The following is a 19,967-nucleotide window of genomic DNA, read 5'->3' on the forward strand; positions in this document are numbered from 1 at the left end:
TAAGCTCTATATCAATTGCGGTTGTTAAGGTCAGGAAGAGAAAAGTAAAAATCACTTCCTGACTTAATGTCGTTAATCAATAACTATCCGGCGAGATCAGAAAACAGCCTTCTTAACAAAGTTTCTCTTGAAGGGCGGCTTACTTTTAGCGCTTCCTGTATGTCTGCCCGGCTTAATATTCTCGCATGGTGCGAAGAAACATAGTGCTCGACGTCGAGTCCTAGCTGATTGATTCTATCCTCTAGCACTTCAAGTCGGTGATAGGCGTCAATATCGGGCCAACGGCTTGGTGAGTCAAACGCTGTTTGAAGGCTACTGCCGAACATATCTTCAGTAAAGAGTATTTTGTGTTCAGGCAGATAAATAACCAAATTATGATTCGCATGACTGTTGGGTACGTCAAAAATCATGACTTTGCCTTCGAGCAGAGAGCTTCCGTCGCTTGTCACCAAAAATCGTTCAGCCGACAAAGGCTGTGTTAAATGCGCCTGCACTGAAGAGATATCTGATGGATGAATGACGAGTTGAGCGCCTTGTTTCACAATATCACTCAATTCCATCATGTGGTCAGTATGATGATGAGTCACCAAGTGTTGTTTTACTGGTTTATCTCTGCCAGTTTTTTGTTTAAGCAAAGCCAGTCCTTTTTCCCAATTGCGTGATTGGGTGTCCATCTGCCAGGCTCCTGCAGAAATATAGTAGTCACCGGCATCAATAAACAAAGTATATGCCCAGTCTTGCCCCACAAAATACACATCTTTTGCCAATTGCCTTAAGGTCAGCCTGGACACATCCACGGCTTGGGTTTTGGGCTTGGGTTTATAGTGCATAGGCACCTTAAATTGCTCTTCATCGACGGAATTAAAACGCAGGTTTCTAGACTCTGTTTGATAGACTGGTCCATTGGAATCACCGACAAACAGCTGTTTCGCCCATAGGATTCCCTGAGTTTTATGATGCTCAAAAAAATCATAGCTGGTTGTTTGTTGTCCTCGCTTTCTGAGTAATCGACTCAAATAGCCTCGTTGTTGGTTCAGATAAACAATGTATTCATCATTTGAACCTGCTTTTACTGTGAGCACATCATGGGCCTCGCCTTTAATGTATGCCACATCAGTCCACTGGGTGTTTTTTCTATCTTTGTGAAGTCGTCTGATGATCAAGGGATCGAGCCATAGGCTAATGCCCAAATCCGTGTTGTCATAATGGATGTATTTCGTTGATTGGAATAACTGCAATGCGTGGTCCACGGTATACCCCTGACCATCGGCAAAAATTCGATGAGTTACCGTCGGCTTCTGAGTGCCATGATTACCCACCAGCCTGGTTGTTGCGCGCTTGAATACTTTTTGTTCATTAACCAAGTCAATGGCTAGCTCAATTCGCAGCTTGTCTAGATACGAGATCATCGGCCCCTGTAATGAATGACCGCTTTGCCACTTAGAGTAACGGTTAATGTTATCTGAGAACTCCAGGCTTTGGAGCTTTAACAAAGCATCGCCGCCATAAGCCTCAATGGCTTTATCAATAATCTGATTTTCTCTAGCGCCAGCAAACACAGTGGGACTAAAGAGGATTAGCATCAATAGTCTGGTTATCAACAATAATGTCTTGGATTGGTTACTCGAACTGCTCATTTAGTGATCTCTTTAAGGGTAACCCTGAGGGTTGTGTATTGAATAGAGGATTTAACAGAAAACTGTGTACTAAAAGCCACAAAGGCGAGCTTATGAAAAGCTGATGAATTACTGATGGCCGCTAATGATGAGGCTTTCGGCGAGATTTAGCGGCTTATCCTCGACATTTAAAATAATTCGCCATACACTGCTGAGCTAGGTTTCGAGGCGCTATATTGCATGCAAGAAAAGACCAAGTTTTATATCGACGACATTCAGATTGATCTGTCTTGTTCTGTTTTAATAAACGGCGAGCAACAGACTCACATTGAGCCCAAAGTGTTAAAGGTTTTTTCGCTGCTGGCACAACGACAAAATGAAGTGGTGACTCATCAAGAGCTCATGGATCACGTATGGAAGGGCACCGAAGTCGCACCTAATGCATTACAACGTTGTATTGCTATCTTGCGCAAAGAGTTGGGTGATGACGCCAAGTCCCCGAAGGTCATAGCCACTCATCCCAGAATAGGCTATCGACTACTCAAGGAGGTTCGTTGGCACACACCGTCTACTAAGCAAGAAACATTAGATCTTGGTGAGATTCGAGCGAATGTTAACCCGCGTAGCTTCTATCAGTGGCCATGGCTAGCTTTACTGGCATCCATTATTTTATTAGTCGTCATTGTCGTTGCGATGCCTTGGCAAAACTCACCAGCTCACTCGAGCTCACTAAAAAGACAATATAGCCAAATCACTCCGCTAACTCAGACCGATGCTCATGAGTCGCACACGTTGTTTAGCCCCGATGCCAAATACTTGATATTTAATCGCTATGCAGGCTCCTGCAAAAATCATATATGGGCCAAGCATCTAGAGAGTGGAAAAGAAACGCAGTTAACCTCTGAGCCAGGTGAATACGGAGCGGTTAGCTTTACCAGAGACGGGCGCGAGCTAGTGTTTGCGGCCAATTATCAGTGTGCTCAACAAGCTCAGCTTGTGGTGCAAAATAAAACTGATGCCCAAATGTGCTGGAGTCTAGCAACCTTAGATTTTTCTGTTTCTTTAACAGAGCCACAAACGCCTCGGTTTCGATATCAATGTCAGGCGGATAGATTACTGACTCCCAAGGCGCTAACGAATCACCAATATGCGTTCCTGCAATTGGCAGCAGGGCAAATTCACTTAATGCATTACAATGACCTGAATAAAGAACTTAAGTCTTTATACTCTTCTGAGACCCAATACTTATATCACTTTGATTATGACCCCAAGCATAAGCGCTTCGCAGTATTCAGCCGAGATAAAGACTTTAACAATATTCTCGAGTTATTGGATGAGCAAGGTAACCTCTATCGCCGCCAAAGGCTGAAACTACCAGCTGAGTTCAGTCGCTATGAGCTGTTCCGAGCTAAATTTGAGCCTCAAGGCGAATATTTGCTCTCGGTTAATCATGGCAGGTTGTATCAAGTCGCTTTGAATGGCCAACTGCAACCGATACAAACGCCAATGACTAATTTAGTCTCTGTAGCTCAAAGTCCTACAGGAAATTCTTTGTTGGCCGTACAGGGCAAAAAAGATATTGATGTTGTCGAGTTAACTTTGGGACAGCAAGCTTCGGTTAAAGACAAATCAGATTTAAACAGCGTTTCACTACCTTTTGCTAGTTTTGCTCGTTCTGCCGCTCAGGAGCGCTTTGCTCTTTACCAACCCGAGGGGGAGCGAGTCGCTTTTATTTCTGATCGTAGTGGTAGCGACCAGCTTTGGATTTGGCATGACGGAAAGGCCACTCAACTGAGTTTTGAGATCAACCAGAATACGATTCAAAGCTATAGTTGGTCGCCAGATGGGCGGTTACTGGCATGGGCATCGGGTGATAGATTAGTAATTACCGATCTGACCGGAAAAATTCGTACTTTTAACACCGATAAGCCCATCTATTCGATATTGTCCTGGTACAAAGAGAATCAGTTTTTGGTGTCGCTCAACGATCCTTATCCTGGTGGTCTGTATCATCTGGATATTGAAGCCGCTACTCTCGACTCTCTGGGTATCAATCATGTAGATAAAGCCTGGGTGACAGAAAATGCGCTCATCTTCAGCAACACCAGTGGTGATGTCTTTCGCTTGCCTTTTGAAAGCAAGTTGCCTCTTAATGATAACGAAAGCAAAGCTCTACGACTTCCCAATCTAAATAGTAAAGCCATGGTGGTGACTACAGATTTTATATACAGTGTTGATAGTAATAGTTTAATGCTTAACCAATACAATCTTCAGGGAGAGCTAATTCAACCCATTATGCAACTTAAAGGCACTGCTTGGAAACTAACCGATTTTAGGGGGAGGCAGTTGTTGCTCAGCCAATTTGTCGCCATTCATCATGATATTGTCGTTCTAAAATAATTGGTGAAATTAGCTAACTATTGGTCTGTTGTTTTATCGATGCTCACTGAAGCCCTAATTTAGACTATAGAAAAAACTTTCAACCAGGGTGCTAAAGCGGCTTAAATGCAAAAAATATCTTGGTACTTTTCTTGGCACTCTGTTTGCTTACTTTCCTCAAAACCATTTTGAGAGAGAAACATGAGCGCCTTGAATCTTCGAACAAAGTTAACCTATTTATTATCTATTTTCCTACTGCTCGTTACTGGAGCAAGTGTCGCGAACACAAATAAAGAAACGACAAGTCGAACCATTTCAAATAAAGCACTCCTTGCCAAAACCGAAGAGATAGTTAAACAGTATGTTGAACCAGGTTGGTTCTCTGGTAGTTTGATGATAATGAAAGACAACCAAGTTATTTATGAGAAAAGCTATGGATTAGCCGACATAGAAAAAGATATTAAAAACTCTTCTACTACCAAAGTAAGAATCGGTTCTATCAATAAGCACTTTACCGCCACTTTGGTAATGCAAAAGGTCCAGTCAGGAAAGTTATCGCTCGATGATCAACTGGAGACGTTCGAACTGGGATTTCCTAAGGAGATTGCGAGTAAAATAACGGTACGACATTTACTAAACCATACTTCCGGCTTCGCTGATATTTTTAACGAGGAATACATAAAGACCTATCGTTCGTTAAAAGATATTAACGATAAGATGCCGCTCTTGATTGATAAACCGCTGATTTCTGAACCTGGTGAGCAGTATAACTACTCCAATTATGGTTACATTGTATTAGGTGCTATTTTGGAGAAGTTAGAGAACAAGAGTTTTTCATCCATTATTAACGAAAATATCTTCAATGTAATCAAGCTCAAAGATACTCGTTACGCCTTAACCGAAGAAGTAAAAAACAAAGCCAGAAGTTATCACTTTGGCGCGACTGGAGAAAAAGTAGATCGTACCGATATACTAGAGAATTTAACGCCCGATGGTGGAATGTACTCAACACCGCGAGATATTGCGCATTTTTACTCGAGTCTTTTCTTTACTGACAAGTTACTTAATGATGAGTCAAAAGCGGTCATTGGCAATGGTTATAAACATTCAGCCAGAAAGTGGAACGAAATATTAAACAGCGAAAAAACGCACTGGAACTCTTATGGCGGAGGCCCTGGAGTGAGTGCAGCTGCCGAAATATTGATGAAAGACAAACTCATTGTGGTGGCGTTAGCCAATACCGATGGTCTTGTGGCTGAGTATATTACTCAACGAATAGTTGATGAATACAAAGGAAAGCCTCATAAAAAGGTCAAGCTGCCCTTAGGGCTCTTTGCAATGACTTTACTCAAAGAAAAAGGAGGAGACTACCTCATAAAAAATGCTAAACAAGAGTTTGCTAAAGCAGGATACAGTAACTATCGAGCTAGACCTTTAAACAAGTTGGGTTTCGCTCTTATTAAAAACAATCAGCTTGATAAAGCCATTAGTGTCTTTGCCACCAATACTAAACTTTTCCCGGATGATGCCAATGCCTTCGACAGCCTGGCTCATGCCTATGAACAGGCTGGAAATAACACAAAAGCCTTAGTGAACTATAAAAAAGCGCTTTCGTTAGATGCTAACTTTCAATCCGCCAAGGACGCCATTTTTCGGTTAAGCCAATAGCAATGAAAAACGTGTGCTACAAATAAATTGAACGGAGCTATTTGTAGCACAAGCCCTTGTTGAACGAAACTGATTGCTTTATGCTTCTTACAGCCGTTTGGGTGTAATAAAAAAGTACAGAATATATACAAGTTAATATTAGTGATCGTTTATTCGTTTTTTCCAGGGGAGTGTCATCAGTAAGATGCGAAGGCAGCTCTTTATTTCTTGCTTTTATTTTTTCCTCATGTTGATAGGAAGTTCCGCGCTTGCCAGCTCGATTGAGTTTTCTCGACTAACGACTAAAGATGGATTGTCTTCTGATAACTTCCAAACAAGTAAAAGAGTTATTCTGCAAGACCGAGACGGTTTTTTGTGGTTTGGTTCACAAAACGGACTTAATCGATACGATGGCTATCAGTTTAAGACTTATTATCATGACCCTTCAGATGCTAACAGTATTTCAAGCAGTTATATTCAGGCACTATGGCAGGATAGTGAAGGGATAATATGGATAGGGACTATCCAGGGACTTAATCGCTTTGATCCACAAACCGAACAGTTCAGTTTGATTGAACTTCAAGATTCAACAGGCGACAACGAGCTGAGTATCAATTCGGTTACTGGAGACAATAAGAACACTCTTTGGGTCGGAGCGACAGGCGGTCTTATTGAGTTTAACACACAAACAGGAGAGTCTATTCAACACGCTCATGACCCATTAAATTCATTCAGTATGAGCGACAACGGCGTTGATATCATACTGGTCACCCAAGCTGGGGTTACCTGGATGGGGACAGAAGAAGGGTTGAATCGTTACAATCCTTTAACTCAAAGCTATTATCGCTATCTTTATGGCCCTGAATTTTCGGAGCCCGCAAAGAATATTAATGGACTAAGGATTGCATCGATTTTAGAAAGCATTGATGGGCGAATATGGGTTGGAACTCACAAAGGTCTCTACCTTTATAATAACGAAGAAGACATATTCGAGCCTTATTTATTAGCATCGGATAACTCTCCTGCTAACCATGAGTTGCATATCTCTAGTATTGTTCAAGATGATCAAGGACAAATATGGCTAGGTACTAAGCAACAAGGCCTTTGCCTGCTGCAAATGAAAACTCGCAGTTGTCAATTGTTTAGGCATGATGCGAATAACCATACAACGATATCCGATGATAAAGTATCTGATATCTATAAAGACCATCACAATCGTATTTGGATAGCTTCTTACTCTGGGCTTAATTATTTTTATCCTTATCAGCCCTTTGCATCAAATTCTAAGTTATCAGTAGAAAACGAATACGCGAATAAACCTGTCTCTGCACTGATGTTTGATGACGAAGACTCTCTATGGGTAGGTTACTACGGTCAGGGGCTAGCTAAGTATAATGGTGAACACCAGTTAGAGATGGCGTTTAAGTACGATAGTTCTGATTCAAACTCCATAGGAAGTGATCTTATTATTAAGATTGCCCAAACGAAGGATGGGACTGTTTGGGTTGGTACTCACGGCAAAGGTTTATATCGCTTCAACAAAACCGATAAAACCTTCACTCATTACGCCAAAAGTCCTCCCGCTGTCAGTAGTTTTATTGAAGACCAGTATGGGAACATTTGGGTTGGCAGTACCAGAAGAGGACTGGAGTTGTTTGATAGAGACACTGGAGAATTCACCTCTGTTAACGAAGAGTTTGGTAACACAGTAAGTATCGTTTCTTTATACCTCGATAAATCAGGGCGTTTATGGGTCGCCACGGTAAAAGGTATCATTCAAATAAATGTAGAGACAAGAGACTATAAAACCTATCAACACGACAAAAGTCAGCCAAAGAGCATAAGCCACAATTTTATTACTTCGTTTTACGAAGATGATCATAATACCTTATGGTTCACAACCTATGGCGGCGGCCTCAATAGGTTCAATGCTAATGATGATAGCTTTACAAACTATAGGAAGAAAGATGGGCTCGCGGACAATGGCACCTACAGCGTTATCGAGGATAATCAAGGGGCTATCTGGATAAGTACTCAGAATGGCCTATCCAAATTTAATAGAGAGCTTGCTACTTTCGAAAACTTTTATGCTAAAGATGGCTTGCATAGTAATGACTTTAATATGGCGGTAGCCAAGTCTACGAGTGGAGAGTTGGCACTAGGCACAGTAAAGGGGCTGCTTCGATTTTATCCAAAATCCATAGAACAGCAAGATGTCTCAGAACCTTTGCGATTTACCGATTTTAAGTTGTTTAATAACTCGATTTCTGTTGGCAAAAAGGTGGAAGATAGCCACTTTGTTCTCTCACAATCTATATTGACCAGCGAGAAAATTCAGCTAACTCACAAAGAAAGTTTATTTGCTCTTGAATTTGCTGCCATCAACTCAACCAAGCCCCAAAAGGTACAATATGCCTATAAGTTAGAAGGGTGGGATGATGATTGGATCTATACGGATCACAGAAATCGTATTGCCACTTATACCAATATTCCTCACGGTGAATATGAACTGAAAATAAAGGCCACAGATGAAAATGGTTATTGGCGAGATGATATCACCTCATTAGAGCTAATCATTTTGCCACCGTTTTGGAAGACTCGAACAGCTTATTTTATCTATGCCTTTCTGGTACTTCTTTTAGTCTACTTAGTTGTCACTTTTCGTACTCGCACGCTTGTAAAACGTTCTATAGAACTGGAAAGGTCAGTGCGAGACAGAACTTTAGAGCTTGCTCAAGAAAAGGAAACGGTTCAAAAACTTCTTTCAGAAAAAAATGAAGAGTTTTCTAACATCAGTCACGAATTTAGAACGCCGCTCACTCTGATACTTGGACCTGTTGCCCAGTTACTCAGCATTGAACGATCCGTTGAAGATACTAACCGACTGAATATTATTCAACGGAATGGCACTAGAATTTTGCGCATGGTTGATCAGTTGCTGGATATGGAGGCCTTTAAAGTCAATCAATCGACGAGGAAGTCGCCACAGGCAATAGGTAAAATTATTCAAGTCGTCGCTGAAGCATTTACGGATCTAGCTCAAGAGAAAAACATTGATTTTCAAATCAAGCATATAGATAAAGTTTGCTTTGACTTTATTCCCGATGCCATAGAAAAGATCACACTTAACCTGATTTCCAATGCTATAAAATATACACCGGAAGGCGGCAGAATCAGTGTGAGTGCACAGCGCTTAAACAACGAGCAGTATCAGATTATCATTGAAGACACGGGTATCGGTATTGCGGAAGACAAACAGGAAGATGTATTTAAACGTTTTCATCGTGTACTTGATAAAGACAGCGAAACAGTGACAGGCGCAGGAATTGGGCTTTCTTTAGTCAAACGTTTGGTTGAGTCTCACAATGGCACCATCTCATTAACAAGTGAACCAGGAAAGGGGACTTGTGTTATTGTTCTGCTACCTGTTGTTAATGAAGTGATGCCTTCAGGTGTCGCTCTTCACTTTAATGACGAAGTGATGAAGATGGAGTTGACCAATTTAAGTAAGCACAGCGATTTAGAGAACCAGGATGTATCTATTGAGGACTCCATGCCTCTCGGCTTACCCACAGTTTTGATCATAGAAGATAATACTGACATGCGTTTGTTTATTCAGCAAAGCTTGGCAGAGCATTACTCTTGCTATACAGCAAAAAATGGCAAAGAAGGGTATGAATTAGCAAAAGAACACATTCCTGATCTTATTATCAGCGACGTGATGATGCCAGAAATGGACGGTTTTGAAACCACACAGATTTTAAGAACAACAGAAGAAACCAGTCACATTCCTATCGTTTTGCTAACCGCAAGGGGAGATAAACAAAGTCGACTTCAAGGTTGGAACGAAAAAGCAGATGAATACTTAACTAAGCCATTTGATGCTGATGAATTGTTAATCCGCCTTAAAAACTTGCTTAGTATTCGTGATATTCTGAAAAAACGCTTCGGGGATACTTTGTTTTCCTCAAGCCTGCCTGAGCAATCTGATTCAGAAAGGGAGTCCGAGAAGACACTTAACAATCGCGAAAACCTGTTTATAGAAAAACTCAATGCCGTCGTTGAGAAAAGCTATAAAGACTCGGAGTTCAAGATGGTCTCTGCGGCTTCCGATATTGCTATGAGCGACAGACAACTTCACCGCAAGTTAAAAGCTATTTGTGACATGACGCCTACCGAGTATTTACGTCAGTATCGACTATTCAAAGCTCGAGCATTGCTGGAAGCAGGAGAAACCGCCAGTGTTGTAGCGCTAAAAACGGGCTTTTCTACTCACAGTTATTTTAGTAAGTGTTTTAAGGCTCAATTCAATTGTTCTCCTACGGAGTTTGTTAAAGAAAATAAGGTTTCGTTGGCTTAGGGCTAAATCAGCAGTTTTGCATTAACTAAGGAGTTTATTTTAGGATGGGAATGGTTTACCTATTTTCTATGATGTTTGTCTTTGCTTTGTGTTCTCTACTTTATTGGGTGGGAACACTCATCGGATGGCCGTATGGGTTCTGGCAGTCTATGGTTGGTGCTGTCCTTGTTGTAGGCGTTTTGGGGCTCATGCGTTTGGCAAAAAGGACTCTGGACTATGGCTTCTCCATAGCTCTTGATCCCCAGGTATCCATAGAGGAAATAAACAAACCGGATTTAGAATTTAGTTTTCAATCGAAAGCAGGTATCTATAGTAACGAAATATTCGAGATTATTCCTTCGCAAAATAATGAGATTGCGAAAGAACCGAAAGCATTTTCTGAAGAACCAGAGCGTATCACGATTCATAAGTTTATTGGCCCTAATGGAGAAAAATCTTTTCTGGCAAACAGGCCTATCGACAAGTTTACATCTGAGCCTGTAATGTGGGAGGGCGACTTAAACGACATACAGTCCGCCAAGCAACTAGACTTAGAAGGAGGAAAGATACTGCAAGCAGTCAGGCTTGAAGATGATGTTATTGTGGTTGCTGCAACATGGCCCAAAAACAATTGGAGCAAATCAATCTATATTCTATCTGGAAATGGAGAAGTGGTTAGTACCTTGTATCAAGGTGAAGACCTATTCTCTAGAGACCGAGCAATGGAGTCTTACGCTCATTTCGACGATACCAACGTTGATATTTCATACGGCCGATTGGATGCGGATGAGTATTTTGTTCCTTTTATGCTGGATGAAGGTAGTTATCTTATCACTTATGGAACAGACACTGCGGACTATGATTCATTCTTTAGTACTCAGGGCTATCGTTTACCCAGAATCACCCGATGTATTTTACTGAATAAAGAAAACCCCAAAGGTAAGCCTGTTGCCAGGTTTACTTTAAAGGACGGGCTGCCTTTTGCGGTAGTTAAAGAAAAGGGTAAAGTCTTTTTAAAGACGCTGGATGCGCGTAAACGAGATAATGTGGTGGACAAATACTATCAACTTACAACTGATAAGGTTCATTAAGCTTTAAGCTAACTATGCTCCAGTTTTTTAAACCGGAGCATTTTCGAAAGCTACAGAATTTAATCCTTTATCTTATGATAACGCCTCCACCCGAACCACCGCCAGTGCCGCCACCACCTGAACTGGAAGCTTTTGATACATCTGGGCCTGCAACAATGGGGTTTCGACGATTGTCACCAGCAATACGTTTTTTTGCATAAGTAGTGCTGTCACATAGAGCTGGGTTGTTTGAGCTATAGTTAACTTTTCCTACATATTGCCATTGCGGATTAGCGTAACTATTAATTTTATACATTTTCCCTGAACAATCGAGAATTACTGGGCCACTCATATTGTCTCCAGAAATACTTACAATCTTTGTTCTATGGTCAGGTAACCGTGTCCAGCTACCTGATGAACTAAAGTTTTCAATGTAATAAACAGATTTATTCGAATACCCAACAAGTCCATGTAAATTATCGCCACTCACTTGCCAAAGTGAATGTTGTAACCCTGTGGAAGGAACTGAGTGCCAGGATTTATGACGGCTATCATTAGAATATATCTTTTCATACATAACCGCATTACCACTTTGGCTGCCGCTATGAGCATTATAATCGCCACATAGAACCGCAACGCCATAGGTCTGGTCACCAGTCATTGAAATAATACTTGAATTGAAACCTGAGCTTGTACAAGGGTTCCCCGCATGAAAATCCCATCGATTATCATAAAAATCGCCATCTCTATCTGTCCAATAATAGATGTTAAATCCACTGGTAATGATAGGTCCTTTTCGATTATCTCCAGTAATTTCTCTGATGTTGCTAACCTGACCAATGCCGTCGACTAGCTTAGTCCAGGTATTTGCAGAATAATTGGTCAATGCCCAGGCATCGGAGCCGTCAGTAACCACTGGACCATATAGGTTTTCACCGTCAATGGATACAAAATCTCCATTAAAACCTGGCAACGTATTTACTTCACCTGATGTAACCTTATCAAAATGTATGACTTCATTTGAATAGGATAAGGTACTTGCCAATAGTGCTACCGGAATTAATAATTTCATTTTCTTCTCCCAAATATAGGTAGTTAATTATTTATTAACGCTAGGAATAGAGTTGCATTTATGCTCAGGAGACTGTTCTAAAATCTTTGAATCTACCTGAGTTTCATTTCCGTATTACTAAACCTCCATAACATCGCAGCTCTAGTCGTAAATAACCTTAACGAACACACCTATGGCTCGATATAACAAATCTGACAAATGTTGGTACTATTCAGACATCCCATAGAAAAATCAGCAAAACGTAAGAGAAACGTCAGAAAGATTTTACGATTATCTCAAAATAAATTATTGAGGCAGCGGTGAGTTTGAGGTAACAAGTTTCAGTAAAGAGGAAGCTTGTATGGAAGGCTCTATAAATAAGGATAAATAACTGACGAGAGATTGATGTATCTAAATAGAAGTTCTTGTGTTTAAGAGATTGAAGGCTGATTTAATCAGCCTTCAACTGTGGTGTTAGGTATTTACCTACCTAACATCCGCAATAAAGTTCCATCTTTGTATCCAAAGTGATGCTTCAAGGCACCTGCTAAGTGCAGACTCACCAAACCTAAAACAACCCATAATAAAATGCCGTGCATTTCACGCCCCAATGAGGCTAAGTCCTTATTGATAGGCACACTACGACCTGTTTCTGCATTGACGTTTGCAGATAATAACTCTAGTCCAAACACATCAAGCCCATGACCGCCCATAGCGGACATCATCATACCCGAAATAGGAAATAGTAAGGTTGAGATTAATAAACCCCAGTGGGTTAATTTGCCTAATAAAAACTCTATTTTCTGAGTTTGAGTCAATGGTTGCGGCCAACCTTGTTTTAGTCGCCAGATGACACGAGAAAAGATCACAACGAACAGTAAGATTCCTGAAGATTTGTGGATATCATATAGCCCATAAACTTCAAAGCTCTCCATATACCAGCCTACACTTAGTAGCGTAAGCATGCCTACTGCAATGGTCCAGTGAAGAATGATAGAGATCGGAGAAAGCTTGTCTTTAGTTTCACTCATAGTTGTCGCGCTCATTTAAAATACAATCTTGTTAAGTAGCAAGATTGCCTGTTAAAAATTCACCAAGATAGGTCGAGGAAGTAGGGTCGCACTACTTAAGATAATCGACTTTATAGTATATGAAGGTATTTATCTTTAACACCTTGCTATTACTATTCTTTATGAACGACATAAAATGGAACAGAAGTAGCACTTCCATTAAGATCAACAACATCGACCAAGGGCGAACTTACTGAGTAACCATGATTTAAGCTTGAACAAGTAGGCTATTTCGCTTTAAATTCAGCGCAAAAACCTCTAAATTAGTAAGCAGGCCAATAAATGAACACAGGACTTAACAGTCAATATGTCAGCGTCCCTTAAGCGCGTCTTTTCCACCTACGGCGATAGTCTATTGATTCTATGTGCCTGGTTGAGCTCGATCGCAATTATAGCCTTGAGCAAAGAACAGCCTTTTCTTCATAGCGGTGAGTTGGCTTATTCGATCAATAGAGGGCTTTTGGCGTTATTGATCATCTATATACTGCTTCCTTATCTGTTTGAACGGCGGTACTACTTGCTATTTTGTTCATCCATTTTCGGCTTACTGCTTGTGTTTGGCTCCATAGAAGAAGCGGTTCTCGAGCCCGCATTTTTTCCTGACACTCGAGGTAAAGACGGTTGGACCCTAAAAGGCGTTCTGGTTTTTATGGTTCAGGCGGCTCCCTTGGTACTTTTTTTATCTGCCATTAAGTTACTCTGGAACTACAACCAGATCATGCGCACCATGCAGAAAATAGAGCTGGACAAAGTATCTAACGAATTGAAGTTTCTTAAAGCTCAGATAAATCCTCATATACTTTTTAATAGCTTAAACAACATATACTCCTATGTGCTCGAAAAAAATGACATGGCTGGCGATATGCTGTTGAAGCTATCCGACCTGTTAAGGTATTTACTCTATGAGAACAGCTCTGAAGCAGTTAGCCTTAATAAAGAACTCACAGCAATCGACAACTATATAGAGCTGCAAAAGATGAGCCTCGAGGGCAGGGGAAACGTCAGCTTTGCTGTGGAAGGTTCTTCCAGCCAGCTATGCGTTACGCCAGGCATATTGATTACCGTGATAGAAAACTGCTTTAAACACAGTATGAATAGTTTGGTAGACAATATAAACATTCAAATCAAAGTTGTTATAGAAAGCAACCAGCAGCTGACACTACAAACTCAAAATAATTTTGCGAAGAATGTTGGTCCAGCAGCAGTAGAAAATCGAGAAGGCATTGGCTTAGCCAACATTGCCAGACAATTGAAGTTGATTCACGGCAACGACTTTGAGTTAAGTTATGGTGAAGCTGGTAATTTATACACTGTTAAACTAAAAGTACCTTTGCAATCATGACCAAAATAAACTGCATTATTATTGAAGACCAACGACCCGCTCAGCGAATTTTGCAAGAGTATATATCCCGACTGTCCGACCTAAACTTATTAGCGGTGCATAATAATGCCACCGACAGCCTCGCAACTCTACGAGCGGAAAGGGTAGACCTGATTTTTCTTGATCTGCATTTGCCAGAGATAGATGGATTTTCCTTTCTCGAATCGCTAAGCTCACCGCCAGCGGTCATAGTAACGACAGCTTATAATGAATACGCTATTAAAGGATTTGAGCTGAATGTGCAGGATTACCTCCTAAAACCGTTTTCTTTTCAGCGTTTTCTTAATGCCGTAGCGAAGATTGAGCAGAAAGCGCCCGTCGCTCCTTCACTTAATGTTGAGGACAGGAAGCCCTATGTTTTCGTCAAGATAGATGGCAAGCTGTGCAGGTTAGACATCCTTGATATCAAATATATTCAGGCGGTTGAGAACTATGTTCAAATCTATACCCAACAAACCAAGCACATGCTTTTAGGCACTTTAAGCAACTGGTTAGAAAAGCTGCATGACTCGGGCTTCTATCAGGTTCACAAGTCTTACATTGTTAATCTGGCTTGTATTGATCTGATTAAGGGCGACAAATTGCAAATTGGCGATACCGAGATTCCTATTGGCAGAGCTTATAAAAAAGCTCTGATGGATGCGATTCCAGCGCTTTAAAACGGATAAGCCTTGCTATCGAAATGGAGAAGCCCGCTTGTAATCAATGACGTTGGCTACAAGCGGGCTTCGCTTATGTAAGGTTAATATTAAGCGTGGCTGGACTTTTGGGCGTCGGTCTCACCAAGTATGGCGACCAACAACGCAGGCAAAAACGTCAAGCTCAGTACTGTTGATACTAAGATACCGCTGAGAACGATAATTCCCACACCTCGATATAACTCGGTTCCCTCTCCTGGGATTAACACCAGTGGCGCTAAGCCAAAGAGAGTCGTTGCTGTTGACATCAAGATGGGTTTCAGACGTTTTTTCACAGCTTGCAAAACTGCTTCCTTAACAGCCATGTGTTGTTCCAACACAAACCGCCGAGTTTGATCAACGATCAAAATAGGATTGTTTACTACGGTTCCTAGTAGGATGAGAAAGCCAAGCATGGTAATCATATCAAAGGGCTGATGAAAACTGCTCAATCCCATCGAAGCTAACAGTGCATTAGTGCCATTGATAAGAATAAGACCAAGCAAACCACCGGCCATCCCCAAAGGAACGGTAGCTAAAATAAACAAGGGATAGCGCCAGTGAGTAAAAATCGCAACCAGTAACAGGTAGCTTAATGCAAGCGCAATAACAAAGTTGCCGGATAATGAGGCTTTAGTGGACTCTAATTGATCGGCTGCTCCACTGATACTCACTTTAACACCTTGAGCAATTTTACTTTGCTGCCACAATGCAGGGAGCAATTCTTCTCTTACTCGTTTTTCGGCTGTTTCTAAAGCTAGAGCTCGGGGAGGAATGATGTACACGGTCACCGTACGACTTCCGTCCACCCGACGAACAGAATCGCTGTTTTTGCTTTCCACTAAATCGGCTAAAGCATTGAGCGGTAGAATATGACCTTGAGGGGTCAGCATTGGTGTTGCCGCCAATTTATCTAGTGTTTGGCGGTTTCCAGCGCCGCTGAACATAAAGATATCCACCTTGTCATCGTCGAGAAGAAACTCATCCACAAATGCGCCATCACTCATCGCTGCAACCGCATAACCAAACTCTGCGTTAGAGATCCCCAGCTCAGCTAATCGTTCCCAGCGAGGGCGAATTTCGATAAGCGGTTGTTCCAGAGCCAAAGAGCGAGGGTTGGAATTGATCTGTGGTTTATTGAAGCGTTTCTCTGCTTCTTCATAAACGGCTTCAGCTGCTTGATACAACTCAATAATATTACTTCCGGATATATCCACAGCGACCGCACGAGTCCCGCCATCATTGCTGGAAATAATGGAACCACGAGAAGAAAATGCGCGCATATTCGGATAACTACGGAACTTGGTCGTAATGGCTTCCATCATATCGTTAATATGTTCAGGATCGACTGGAGCACTCAAGAACCATATTCTGCCAATAGAAACAGACATAGAATAATATTCCAGCGGTGGCATATTGGTTTTTCCAGAAAGAAAATCGGAATCGTCGGCATTAACAAATGAATCAAAATATTCTCTTAGTTCATTGCCTATATTTTCCATTTCAGACAGGTTGTAATCGGGAGGTGCGATCATCATCGAAAACGCTTTAGGCTCTTCACCTTCGGGTAAATACTCCGCAGCAGGCATCAATGCATAAGCGGCTCCCAAAATTGAAATAATAAATGCCGCTGCACTCATTTGAGCACTTCGTTTGGAACGACAAAACAAGGCAACCACATTCATCCAACGGGATGACAAGGCAAACTGTTTACTTTGTTTAAAATCGCCTTTGCTTCCTAATCTTGCGAGCGCAACCGGAACAACAAAGATAGCAACGAGCATCGACGCAATGATGGCACCGGAAATCGCAATCGCGATGTCCGAGTAAAGCTGTCCAGCTTCTTGCTTAACAAATAAAATAGGCGCAAAAACCAACACAGTAGTGGCTGTTGATGCTAACACTGCGGGCCATACTTCTTTAACTCCATTAACAGCAGCTTCTCTTTTACTGATTCCTTTGCTCTTCGCCTGAACAATGGACTCTAAAACCACAATGGTATTATCAACGGTCATGCCTATTGCAAAGGCAACACCCGCCAACGAAATCACATTGATGGTTCGACCAAACATCATCAGCGATAAAAATGCAGCAATGGTACAGATTGGGATCCCCATCACGCCAACCAGTGTCGCCTGCCCAGAGCGTAAGAAATAATACATCACTAAGGTTGCGAGGAGGGCACCTAACCCTAAGTTGAACCATACGTTTTCTAATGAACTTTTTACGTATCTGACATCGTCGCTAACGAGTGACAGTTCCAATCCATTATGTTGCAGCAATTGAGCATTGAGTTCTGCGACCACAGGCAACATGGCTTCTTTTATGGATAATACATTTGAGCCACTCTCTCGGCGAACCGATAAGCTGAGGTTTCGTTCTCCGTCAGCATAAGACATGCCACGAGACTCAAAGTGATCCAAGGTAATGGATGCCACATCTTTTAACAGCGTATTAACCTCATTTTGACGACTGACAATAAGGTTTTCTAACTCTGTAATTTGTTCAAAACGCCCAACAACTCGGAGTAGATATCGACTTTTTCCACTTTCAATGTCCCCGGCCGAAGCGTCACGATTTCGATTACGAATGGCACTACGAACCTGTTGCAGACTAATCCCTCGCTGCGCCAACCCAGCGGCATCTAATTTAATTTGAATCTGTCTTTGAGCACCGCCGCGAACGCCGACTTCTGATACCCCTTGCACACTTTCCATACGTGGCCGGATATAGTCCTCGGCAAAGTCTCGAAGCAGGTCAACATCTAGCTTCATTGGATTGCCGGGGAGGGGCCTTAATCGGAAGTACATGAAGGCATTACTAGAAAAAGAGCTCGAGAATATTCGCGGTTGGTCGACATTTTCTGGATAAGCAGGAACTTGACTTAACGCATTATTCACACGAATTAATGCATCATTGGCATCCACACCAAAAGGGAACTCCAACTCGACTCTCGCTTGGCCCATATCGGCATAAGAAACCATCCGTTGCAGGTTGGGTAAATTGCGTAGATAACGCTCCTGTTCAATCAGAATTTCTTTCTCAACATCTTGAGGTGTAGCACCTGGCCATCCTGTACGAACCGTAATCGTACGTACTTCAAGATCAGGTATCATTTGTACGGGGATATTCAGTGAAGCAACAATCCCTAAGATACAGCCAATCAGAACAACAACAGTAACTAAAACACCTCGTTTTACTGCGGAGTCAATCATAAGGCGTTCCCTTGCACTTTGTTCACCTTAAGCTTTTGACCATCACGCAACAATTCAACGCCAGATATCACATAGGCAAGATTGGCAGAGGCTTGAGTCACAGCAACAAGATCATCGCGTTGCTCATTGATGTTAACGAACACTCTTTTGGCTTTGCCACTAACAACAGCAAAGACACTGTTGCCTCCATCCGGGTGTTGCTTAATCGCTGATTTAGGTAGCCATACTAAAGGTTCTGTTTGATTGGGTAGAAAAAGCTCGGCGTTGGCCGACATGCCTGCTGCGAAAGCAGAGCTCTGAGGAAGTTTAATATAGGCTGACATAGTACGGCTTTGTTGATCAAATACGGGGACCAATCGACTAACGCTTAAATTTAAAACATTGGAACCTACGGCATTCGATTGAACATTAATCTTAATATTACTGTGCTTAGATAATATCGAGAAATACTGTTGCGGTATCGCGACTTTTAAGCGCAAAGCACTTTGTTTTACCAGTGTAAACACCTCATTTTGTTGGCTCACCCATTCGCCAATATCGGTACTACGTTTAGCAATCACTCCGGCGAAGGGCGCATACAAGGTGTGTCTTCTCAAGACCTCTGCCGCGATGGCTACATTCGCTTCTTGTCTGGTTAATTCGGCCTTAGCTCGAGCCACTTGTGCACGACGTTCAGAAATTTGTGTTTGTGCGACTACTTGTCGTTTAGAAAGAACCTGGACTTCTTCATATAATCGCTCGGCTTCACTGCGCTCCACCTTAGCGGCCTCGAGTGCGGCTCTCGCTTCTGCCAGGGACAACTCGGCCAAACTCGCATCGAGAGTCAGCAATTTTTGTCCTTTTTCAACCAAATCTCCAGCATCAACAAAGAGCTCTGCGACGCGCCCAGCCTGTAAGCTTGCCAATCCGGCATCTTGCTCGGCTTCTACAGAGCCCGTCAATTGCAATGCTTGTTGATGGATTCCTGCTTTTGGATAAAAAATATCTACTTCAACCGTGTCGTCAGCGAATGCGATGGAAGTAACCAAAATTAATGATATTGCTAATAAGCGCATGTAAATTCTCAATTGACAGATAACAGGCATAAAATAAAGCATATACAATAATCAAACAGTAAAAAACACGTTTTCAATCAACAATATTGATAAACGACATAAATCAAGGTATCAGTAGCAACGTCTACACTAATTCTTGCTGAAAGATGACGGCGATTTGAGTGTGAGTTTTTAATCAATAACGGATATAGAAAGGAGAAATTATGATTCAAATAAAATGGTTTATCTTGTCTCTAATGTTGTGGGGAGGCCTACCAGCTGAGAAGAATGAGCAACCCAAGATAGAGGCTAGCTGCAAACCTTTCCCTGAATGTGAGATTGAACCGAGTTTAAATTGATCGCTTCTAGAACACTGGTGTTTTGTAGCATCCAGTGATCTGGATTTAGGCTCGTTTGGTCGAGGTGCGACTTGTGTCGCAGGGCAATGTAAGGTAGCATATCCCGAAATTGCGACAAGTGTCGCACCT

Annotated in this window: 11 protein-coding genes; 6 read left to right on the forward strand and 5 right to left on the reverse strand. The window is 41.8% G+C overall.

The genetic code is table 11. The annotated features are described in order from the left end of the window. Nucleotides 1–83 precede the first annotated feature (83 nt). Nucleotides 84–1,637, reverse strand: coding sequence for an MBL fold metallo-hydrolase (locus NH399_RS08755; protein WP_253038996.1), 1,554 nt, complete (start codon nt 1,635–1,637; stop codon nt 84–86). 219 nt (nt 1,638–1,856) lie between these two features. On the opposite strand from NH399_RS08755, the gene NH399_RS08760 reads away from it, so the two are divergent. The 4 genes from NH399_RS08760 (at nt 1,857) to NH399_RS08775 (ending at nt 11,072) form a co-directional block, all read left to right on the forward strand. After that, a complete protein-coding gene (locus NH399_RS08760) occupies nt 1,857–4,016 on the forward strand; it encodes a winged helix-turn-helix domain-containing protein (RefSeq protein WP_253039007.1) in 2,160 nt (719 codons plus the stop codon). A 180-nt stretch (nt 4,017–4,196) separates the two neighbouring features. Then, entirely contained in the window at nt 4,197–5,663 is a 1,467-nt protein-coding gene (locus NH399_RS08765) for a serine hydrolase (protein ID WP_253039009.1), read from the forward strand. Nucleotides 5,664–5,847: 184 nt separating this feature from the next. After that, nucleotides 5,848–10,002, forward strand: a complete 4,155-nt coding sequence (locus NH399_RS08770) for a two-component regulator propeller domain-containing protein (RefSeq protein ID WP_253039011.1) — start codon at nt 5,848–5,850, stop codon at nt 10,000–10,002. A 44-nt stretch (nt 10,003–10,046) separates the two neighbouring features. Then, nucleotides 10,047–11,072, forward strand: coding sequence for a hypothetical protein (locus NH399_RS08775; RefSeq protein ID WP_253039013.1), 1,026 nt, complete (start codon nt 10,047–10,049; stop codon nt 11,070–11,072). Between the two features lie 67 nt (nt 11,073–11,139). On the opposite strand, the gene NH399_RS08780 is transcribed toward NH399_RS08775, so the two are convergent. Then, nucleotides 11,140–12,123: a hypothetical protein gene (locus tag NH399_RS08780; RefSeq protein ID WP_253039015.1), complete on the reverse strand. Its 984-nt coding sequence runs from the start codon at nt 12,121–12,123 to the stop codon at nt 11,140–11,142. A gap of 461 nt (nt 12,124–12,584) precedes the next feature. Then, nucleotides 12,585–13,148: a cytochrome b gene (locus NH399_RS08785; protein WP_253039017.1), complete on the reverse strand. Its 564-nt coding sequence runs from the start codon at nt 13,146–13,148 to the stop codon at nt 12,585–12,587. Between the two features lie 331 nt (nt 13,149–13,479). Here NH399_RS08785 and NH399_RS08790 point away from each other — a divergent pair, with 331 nt between their 5' ends. After that, nucleotides 13,480–14,514: a sensor histidine kinase gene (locus NH399_RS08790; RefSeq protein ID WP_253039019.1), complete on the forward strand. Its 1,035-nt coding sequence runs from the start codon at nt 13,480–13,482 to the stop codon at nt 14,512–14,514. After that, on the forward strand, nt 14,511–15,212 hold the full coding sequence (locus tag NH399_RS08795) for a LytTR family DNA-binding domain-containing protein (protein ID WP_253039021.1): 702 nt from the start codon (nt 14,511–14,513) through the stop codon (nt 15,210–15,212). Before NH399_RS08790 ends, NH399_RS08795 begins: the two co-directional genes overlap by 4 nt. An 89-nt stretch (nt 15,213–15,301) precedes the next feature. On the opposite strand, the gene NH399_RS08800 is transcribed toward NH399_RS08795, so the two are convergent. After that, nucleotides 15,302–18,445 carry an efflux RND transporter permease subunit gene (locus NH399_RS08800; RefSeq protein ID WP_253039032.1) on the reverse strand — a complete coding sequence of 1,048 codons (3,144 nt, stop codon included), beginning with the start codon at nt 18,443–18,445 and terminating at the stop codon, nt 15,302–15,304. Continuing rightward, nucleotides 18,442–19,500 (reverse strand): efflux RND transporter periplasmic adaptor subunit, encoded by a 1,059-nt coding sequence (locus NH399_RS08805; RefSeq protein WP_253039034.1) that lies wholly within the window; start codon nt 19,498–19,500, stop codon nt 18,442–18,444. Before NH399_RS08805 ends, NH399_RS08800 begins: the two co-directional genes overlap by 4 nt. Nucleotides 19,501–19,967: the final 467 nt, after the last annotated feature.

The sequence above is a fragment of the Pleionea sp. CnH1-48 genome (genome assembly GCF_024124665.1).
Taxonomy (GTDB): Bacteria; Pseudomonadota; Gammaproteobacteria; order Enterobacterales; family Kangiellaceae; genus JAMXSB01.

Coding starts and splice junctions, on each gene's coding strand:
- NH399_RS08800 (WP_253039032.1), bottom strand. CDS start 18,445: ATGATTGACTCCGCAGTAAAACGAGGTGTTTTAGTTACTGTTGTTGTT.
- NH399_RS08785 (WP_253039017.1), bottom strand. CDS start 13,148: ATGAGCGCGACAACTATGAGTGAAACTAAAGACAAGCTTTCTCCGATC.
- NH399_RS08770 (WP_253039011.1), top strand. CDS start 5,848: ATGCGAAGGCAGCTCTTTATTTCTTGCTTTTATTTTTTCCTCATGTTG.
- NH399_RS08790 (WP_253039019.1), top strand. CDS start 13,480: ATGTCAGCGTCCCTTAAGCGCGTCTTTTCCACCTACGGCGATAGTCTA.
- NH399_RS08780 (WP_253039015.1), bottom strand. CDS start 12,123: ATGAAATTATTAATTCCGGTAGCACTATTGGCAAGTACCTTATCCTAT.
- NH399_RS08805 (WP_253039034.1), bottom strand. CDS start 19,500: ATGCGCTTATTAGCAATATCATTAATTTTGGTTACTTCCATCGCATTC.
- NH399_RS08765 (WP_253039009.1), top strand. CDS start 4,197: ATGAGCGCCTTGAATCTTCGAACAAAGTTAACCTATTTATTATCTATT.
- NH399_RS08795 (WP_253039021.1), top strand. CDS start 14,511: ATGACCAAAATAAACTGCATTATTATTGAAGACCAACGACCCGCTCAG.
- NH399_RS08760 (WP_253039007.1), top strand. CDS start 1,857: ATGCAAGAAAAGACCAAGTTTTATATCGACGACATTCAGATTGATCTG.
- NH399_RS08775 (WP_253039013.1), top strand. CDS start 10,047: ATGGGAATGGTTTACCTATTTTCTATGATGTTTGTCTTTGCTTTGTGT.
- NH399_RS08755 (WP_253038996.1), bottom strand. CDS start 1,637: ATGAGCAGTTCGAGTAACCAATCCAAGACATTATTGTTGATAACCAGA.